Consider the following 6,787-nt stretch of genomic DNA (forward strand, 5'->3'; position numbering starts at 1 on the left):
GGGCCATGCGTTATTTCACGCGCGCCTATCCCCCTCGTCGTCCCGGCGCAGGCCGGGACCCATACCGCGTGATCTATCGATAGAGTGCAGCCAGCAGTACCGACGAAGACCCCTTAACAGCTCGTCTTCGCCAAACTTCTTCCTGTGGTTATGGGTCCCGGCCCCCCGCGCGCAATTGCGCGCTAGGCCGGGACGACAACTGAGTGTGTGGCGGCAGCGTCGGTTAAACCACGAAACCTAACTCGACCTCACACCGCGCCATGCGCCTCGACGTAGAGCGCGTAGACCGAATGGCTGCTGGCCATATAGAGGCGGTTGTTCTTCGGACCGCCGAAGCAGAGGTTCGCGCAGCGCTCCGGCAGCTTGATGAAGGCGAGCGGCTTGCCTTCCGGGTTGAACACCATGACGCCGTCGAGATCTTCCGGCTTGCCCCTGAGCTGGAACACCTTGCGGCCGCCGATTTCGGTCGGCTCGGGTTGCAACGCGCCGCTCGAGCCCCAGCCGCACCAGAGATTGCCGTCGCGGTCGACGCGAAAGCCGTCGAGCGAGCCCTGGTCGGCGGCGTCGATCAGCTTGGTCTTGCCGCTCAGCGAGCCGTCGTCGCCGACATTGTAGCTCCAGATGCTGCGATTGGGCGTGCCCTTCCACTCGACGATGTAGAGCTTCTTCTCGTCCGGCGAGAAGGCGAGGCCGTTGGGATTGACGAGGTCGGTGAGGACGGCGGTGAGCTTGCCGTCCTTGGCGATGCGGTAGACGTTGGTGCTGGCCTGCTCGGGCTTCTCCTTCTTGCCCTCCCACTCGCCGTTGATGCCGAACAGCGGATCGGTGAACCAGATACTGTCGTCGGACTTCACCACGATATCGTTCGGCGCGTTCAGCCGCTTGCCCTCGAACTTGTCGGCGAGCACCGTGATCTTGCCGTCCTTCTCGGTGCGGGTGATGCGGCGGGTGACCGAATGCTCGCAGGTGACGAGGCGGCCCTGACGGTCGCGCGCATTGCCATTGGCGTAATTGGCATCGGCGCGGAACACGCTGGTCTGGCCGGTCTTCTCGTCGAACTTCATGATCCGGTTGTTGGGGATGTCGGAGAACAGGAGATAGCCGCCCTCCGGAAAATAAGCCGGGCCTTCAGCCCAGCGCATTCCGGTTGCAACCTGCTCGACCGTCGAAGAATAGAGCCGGTATTTTGCGAAGCTGGGGTCGAGGATCTGGACGGCCGGGTCCGGGTAGCGCTGATTGGGCGTGAACGCGAACGACTGGGCGCCGGCAGCGCGGGCGAGAAACGTGGATGCCACTGCTGCGCCAGCGCCGGCCATGAGATTGCGTCGCGTGAAATTCATTGTAATCCTCCCTGCTTGATAAAAGGCCGGCGCTTGATGTGGCCGGCCTGTTTCTTGACGTGATTTGTTCCCGGCTTAGCGGCCGTTCTTCTTGCGCCATTCGGCAAAGTCGGTGAGCGTCTGCGGATCGGTCGCGGGATACAGGCCGAAGATGCCGCGGCCCTTGCCGACTTCCTCCGTGACGAAGTCCTCGAACGCCGTCATCTCAAAGGTTTCGTTCGCGATCTCGTCGGCGAGATGCGCGGGGATCACGATGACACCGTCGGCATCACCGAGGATGACATCGCCGGGGAACACCGGCGCATCGCCGCAGCCGATCGGGACGTTGATCTCGATCGCCTGGTGTAGCGTGAGGTTGGTCGGCGCGCTCGGGCGGTGGTGAAAGGCGGGGAAGCCGAGCTTGGCGATCTCCGCGGAATCGCGAAAGCCGCCGTCGGTGACGACGCCGGCGACGCCACGCTTCATCAAGCGCGTCACCAGGATCGCGCCGGCCGAGGCCGCGCGCGCGTCCTTGCGGCTATCCATCACCAGCACGCTACCTGCCGGACAATCCTCGACCGCCTTGCGCTGCGGATGCGAACGGTCCTTGAACACATCGATGGTGTTGAGATCCTCGCGCGCCGGCATATAGCGCAGCGTGAAGGCCTCGCCGACCATGGTCGGCTGGTCGGGGCTTAGGGGATGCACATCCTGGATCATCTGGATGCGCAGCCCGCGCTTGAACAGGGCGGTGGCGACCGTGGCAGTGGAGACGGATTTGAGCTTGTTGCGGGTGGCTTCGCTGAGTTTGGTCATTGGTGTTCTCTCTCTTTCGTCATTCCGGGGCGCGCCACTTGGCGCGAACCCGGAATCCATCGAGCGGCACAGACTGCGGCACGATGGATTCCGCGCTCATCGCTTCGCGATGCCCCGGAATGACAAGGTCACTAGTAAATCGAAGGCTCGCCGATCGGCGCGCCGAAATCGGTCTCGAGGAAGTCGAAGTCGCAGCCGTCATTGGCCTGCTTGATGTGTTTGGTGAACATCCAGCCATAGCCGCGCTCGAAACGGCGCTCGGGCTGCTTCCAGGCGGCGCGGCGCTTGTCGAGATCGGCTTCGCTCACATCGAGATTAATCGTGCGCGCGGCAACATCGAGCGTGATGCGATCGCCGTTCTGGACCAGCGCCAGCGGACCGCCGATATAGGACTCGGGCGAGACGTGCAGGATGCAGGCGCCATAGCTGGTACCGCTCATGCGCGCATCCGAGATGCGCACCATGTCACGCGCGCCCTGCTTCACGAGTTTGGTCGGAATCGGCAGCATGCCCCATTCCGGCATGCCCGGCCCGCCCTGCGGCCCGGCATTACGCAGAATCAGGATATGATCTTCGGTGACATCGAGATTGGGATCGTCGACCGCCTTCTTCATCGCGGGATAATCGTCGAACACCAGCGCCGGCCCGGTATGCTTGAGGAAGCGTGGCGCGCAAGCGGAAGGCTTGATGACGCAGCCGTCGGGCGCGAGATTGCCCTTGAGCACGGCAAGCGCGCCTTCCTGGTAGATGGGATTGTCGACGGAGCGGATCACGTCGGCATTGTGGACATCGGCGCCCTCGATATTCTCGCCCAGCGTCTTGCCGGTGACGGTGATGCAATCGAGATGCAGATGCGGCTTGATCTGGCTCATCAGCGCCGGCAGGCCGCCGGCATAGAAGAAATCCTCCATCAAGTACGTATCGCCGCTCGGCCGCACGTTGGCGATCACGGGCACCTTGCGGCTGGCCTTCTCGAAATCGTCGAGCCCGATGTCCTGGCCGGCCCGGCGGGCCTGCGCGATCAGATGGATGATCGCGTTGGTCGAGCAGCCCATCGCCATCGCCACCGCGATCGCGTTCTCGAACGCTTGGCGGGTCTGAATCGTCTTCGGCGTCAGATCCTCCCACACCATCTCGACGATGCGGCGGCCGCATTCGGAGGCCATGCGGATGTGGTTGGCGTCCGCGGCCGGAATCGAGGAAGCGCCCGGCAGCGTCATGCCGATCGCCTCCGCGATCGCCGTCATGGTCGAGGCCGTGCCCATGGTCATGCAGGTGCCGTAGCTGCGAGCGATGCCGGCCTCGATGTCGAGCCAGTCCTTATCGGAGATTTTTCCAGCGCGGCGTTCGTCCCAATATTTCCAGCCGTCGGAGCCGGAGCCGAGCGTCTTGCCCTTCCAGTTGCCGCGCAGCATGGGACCGGCCGGCAGATAGATCGCCGGAATGTTCATCGAGGTGGCCCCTAGCAGCAGCGCCGGCGTGGTCTTGTCGCAGCCGCCCATCAGCACCACGCCGTCAACGGGATGACTGCGCAGCAATTCTTCGGCGTCCATCGCCAGCAGATTGCGGTAGAGCATGGTGGTCGGCTTGAGCAGCGATTCCGACAGTGACAGTGCCGGCAGCTCCAGCGGCAGGCCGCCGGCCATCAGGATGCCGCGCTTGACGTCGTCGACGCGCGACTTGAAGTGCATGTGGCAGGGCTGCGCATCCGACCAGGTGTTGAGGATGGCGATGATCGGGCGGTCCTTCCACTCCTCCGGCGCGTAGCCCATCTGCATGGTGCGGGAACGGTGGCCGAACGAGCGGAGATCGTCGGGCGCGAACCAGCGCGCGCTGCGGAGCTGGTCAGGCGTTTTCTTCTTGTTCTTGGTCATGATTGGGTGCCCCATTTCTGGACGGTGTTCCGCTCGATGGCGCGGAAGATCAGGTTCTCGACAAAGAGCCCGATGATGATCACGGTCAAGAGGCCAGCGAAGACGGCAGGTATGTCGAGCAGGTTGCGGTTCTCGAAGATGAACCAGCCGAGACCGCCCTGGCCCGAGGACACGCCGAACACCAGCTCGGCCGCGATCAGCGTGCGCCAGGCGAAAGCCCAACCGATCTTGAGGCCAGTGAGGATCGAGCCGAAGGCCGCGGGAATGAGAATCTTTGCCACATAAGGCAGCCCGCGCAGGCCGTAATTGCGGCCGACCATGCGCAGCGTATTGGACACGCTCTTGAAGCCGGAATGGGTGTTGAGCGCGACCGGCCACAGCACCGAATGGATCAGCACGAAGACGAGGCTGCCATTGCCGAGGCCGAACCAGATCAGCGCCAGCGGCAGCAGCGCGATCGCCGGCAACGGGTTGAACATCGCCGTGACGGTCTCGAGGAAGTCGGTGCCGATGCGGGTCGAGATCGCGAGCACGGTGAAGATCGCGGCCAGCACGATGCCGGCCGAATAGCCCATGAACAGGACCTTCAACGAGGTCCAGGCCCGCATTGGAATGGTGCCATCCTTGACGCGATCGAACAGCGTCATGAAGGTGTCGTGCAGTGTCGGAAACAGCAGGGGATTGTCGAGAGTGACCCCGTACGCCTCCCAGACCGCCGCAAGAAACAGGATGATGACCAACTTGCGGACAAAGCCGTCGTTCCACAATAGCTCGAGCACACTCAGCTTGCGCTCGACCTCGCCTGCACCTCCCGTGCTGGCAACCGGCGCGTCGCGCAGCAAGATTCTGGCTTCGCCCATGAGAGCCCCCTTAATGCGCTACAGCTTCGGAGGCGAACAGGAGATCGTGGATCTCCTTCTCCAGCCGGCCGGCGCTGCCGTCCTCATTCGAGACCTTGTCGACATCGATCACCTCGGCCTTGACGCGGCCGGGATGCGGCGACAGCAGCAGAATGCGGTTGCCGATGCGGATCGCCTCCGCGATCGAATGGGTCACGAACAGCACGGTGAACTTGGTCTCGCTCCAGAGCTGGAGCAGCTCATCCTGGCAGGTCCGCCGCGTCAGTGCGTCGAGCGCCGCGAACGGCTCGTCCATGAGAAGGATGTCCGGCTCCATCGCCATGCCGCGCGCGATCGCGACGCGCTGCTTCATGCCGCCGGAGAGCGTATGCGGATAGGCATCGACGACGCGGGTGAGGCCGACCTTCTCGATATAGGCGCGCGCTTTCGCCTCGGCGTCCTTGCGCGACAGCTTTCTCGCCGTGAGCAGCGGGAACATCACATTGGCGAGCACACTCTTCCAAGGCAGGAGCTGGTCGAACTCCTGGAAGATCATCATGCGGTCGGCGCCGGGGCCGTGGATCTCGCGGCCGCTGATGGTCATGCGGCCGTCGCTCGGGCTCATGTAGCCGCCGACGGCCTTGAGCAGGGTCGACTTGCCGCAGCCGGAGGGCCCGAGCAGCACGAAGCGGTCGGACCGGTCGACGGTGAAGCTCACTTTTTCCGTGGCGGTGACGACGGCGCTGGAGGTCTTATAGCGCAGCGTCACTGAGCTGACGTCGAGCAGCGCCATCAGTTGCCCTTCAGATCGTGCGCGACGGGGAGATAGTAGTCCGTCCACGCCTTGGGCTGATTCTTCAGCGTTCCAGTCTTGTAGAGATGGGCGGCGAATTTCATCGTGCCCTGCGGCTCGAGATTCCATTCCATCATGCCGGGCTCCTTGAGGAGATCGAGCAGCTCTTCCACCGATGTCTTGTCGCCGGTGATCTCCTTGTAGATCTCGACCGCCTGCTTGGTGTCGCTGCGGATCAGATCCTGCGCTTCCTTGGTGGCGTCGCGCACGGCCTGGATGATCTTTGGATTGGCGTCGGCAAACTTCGTCGTGGTGAAGAATTGCGCCTGGCTGAGCGGGCCGCCCATCACGTCGGGCGACGACAGCACGACATGCGCGCCCGGCACGTTCTTCAACTCCAGGAAGGTGAAGGGCGGAATCGAGAAGTGGTTGTGCACCTCGTGCTTCGGGTTGGACAGCGCCGCATAGGCGTCGGGGTGACCGAGCTGCACGGTGTTGGCATCCAGCTTCGACCATTGGTCGGCACCAAAGGCCTCGGCGGCCGCGATCTGCAGCACGATCGCCTGGGTCGAGACCTTCACGGTCGGCACTGCGATCTTGTCGCCCGGCCCGAAATCCCTGATCGACTTGATGTTGGCGTCGCGGCTGATCAGCGTCATCGGCTGCGCCGAGGTGGCGACGATGCCCTTCACGCCGCCGCGGGTGCGATCCCATAGCAGCAGCAGATTGCCGGTGCCGGTGTTGAGGATGTCGACGCCGCCGGCGAGCAGCGCATCGGTCTGCGCCCCGCCGCCGGAGAAGGTAATCCATTTGGTGGAGACACCGGATACACCGAGGGAAGCCGCGTGCTTCTCGATCAGCTTCAGCTTCTCCATGATGTGGCTCGGCATGTAGAAGATGCCGGGCTGGCGCGACAGCGCGATCTCGGATTTCTGCTGCGCCTTGGCCGGCGAGGCCGCCAGGGCCGTCGCGGCGATCAGGGCGATGGCTGCGAGCCCATTCTGCAATTGCTTCATCATTGTTGTTCGTTTCCTCCGGCCGCCATTGACGCGCGATCCGACTGATGCACTAATGCATTAGTGCATCAAGGGCAAGCCCACCGGAACCATCGCCATGGAATCAGCCCATACCGCACCCCGTGCGGCC

6 protein-coding genes are annotated in these 6,787 nt (G+C 63.6%); all 6 read right to left on the bottom strand.

Annotated elements, in window-relative coordinates; all coding sequences use genetic code 11:
- Window positions 1-248 precede the first annotated feature (248 nt).
- The 6 genes from CWO91_RS40890 to CWO91_RS40915 all read right to left on the bottom strand — a co-directional run bounded on the left by CWO91_RS40890 (window position 249) and on the right by CWO91_RS40915 (window position 6,660).
- A complete protein-coding gene (locus CWO91_RS40890) occupies window positions 249-1,340 on the bottom strand; it encodes an SMP-30/gluconolactonase/LRE family protein (RefSeq protein WP_130220975.1) in 1,092 nt (363 codons plus the stop codon).
- Window positions 1,341-1,415: 75 nt separating this feature from the next.
- Window positions 1,416-2,135, bottom strand: coding sequence for a ribonuclease activity regulator RraA (locus CWO91_RS40895; protein WP_130220976.1), 720 nt, complete (start codon window positions 2,133-2,135; stop codon window positions 1,416-1,418).
- Window positions 2,136-2,266: 131 nt separating this feature from the next.
- Window positions 2,267-4,009 (bottom strand): L-arabinonate dehydratase, encoded by a 1,743-nt coding sequence (gene araD / locus CWO91_RS40900; protein WP_130220977.1) that lies wholly within the window; start codon window positions 4,007-4,009, stop codon window positions 2,267-2,269.
- Window positions 4,006-4,869 carry an ABC transporter permease gene (locus CWO91_RS40905; RefSeq protein ID WP_130220978.1) on the bottom strand — a complete coding sequence of 288 codons (864 nt, stop codon included), beginning with the start codon at window positions 4,867-4,869 and terminating at the stop codon, window positions 4,006-4,008. Before CWO91_RS40905 ends, araD begins: the two co-directional genes overlap by 4 nt.
- A 10-nt stretch (window positions 4,870-4,879) precedes the next feature.
- Complete coding sequence (locus tag CWO91_RS40910) at window positions 4,880-5,641, bottom strand: ABC transporter ATP-binding protein (protein WP_130220979.1); 762 nt, start codon at window positions 5,639-5,641, stop codon at window positions 4,880-4,882.
- Window positions 5,641-6,660: an ABC transporter substrate-binding protein gene (locus CWO91_RS40915; protein WP_130220980.1), complete on the bottom strand. Its 1,020-nt coding sequence runs from the start codon at window positions 6,658-6,660 to the stop codon at window positions 5,641-5,643. The genes CWO91_RS40910 and CWO91_RS40915 overlap by 1 nt, the downstream gene beginning before the upstream one ends.
- Window positions 6,661-6,787: the final 127 nt, after the last annotated feature.

It is taken from the genome of Bradyrhizobium genosp. SA-3, from assembly GCF_004212635.1.
In the GTDB taxonomy this organism is placed as follows: Bacteria; Pseudomonadota; Alphaproteobacteria; order Rhizobiales; family Xanthobacteraceae; genus Bradyrhizobium.

Excerpts from the sequence above, each read along its gene's own strand:
- CWO91_RS40890 (WP_130220975.1), bottom strand. The coding sequence starts at position 1,340 with ATGAATTTCACGCGACGCAATCTCATGGCCGGCGCTGGCGCAGCAGTG.
- CWO91_RS40895 (WP_130220976.1), bottom strand. The coding sequence starts at position 2,135 with ATGACCAAACTCAGCGAAGCCACCCGCAACAAGCTCAAATCCGTCTCC.
- araD (WP_130220977.1), bottom strand. The coding sequence starts at position 4,009 with ATGACCAAGAACAAGAAGAAAACGCCTGACCAGCTCCGCAGCGCGCGC.
- CWO91_RS40905 (WP_130220978.1), bottom strand. The coding sequence starts at position 4,869 with ATGGGCGAAGCCAGAATCTTGCTGCGCGACGCGCCGGTTGCCAGCACG.
- CWO91_RS40910 (WP_130220979.1), bottom strand. The coding sequence starts at position 5,641 with ATGGCGCTGCTCGACGTCAGCTCAGTGACGCTGCGCTATAAGACCTCC.
- CWO91_RS40915 (WP_130220980.1), bottom strand. The coding sequence starts at position 6,660 with ATGATGAAGCAATTGCAGAATGGGCTCGCAGCCATCGCCCTGATCGCC.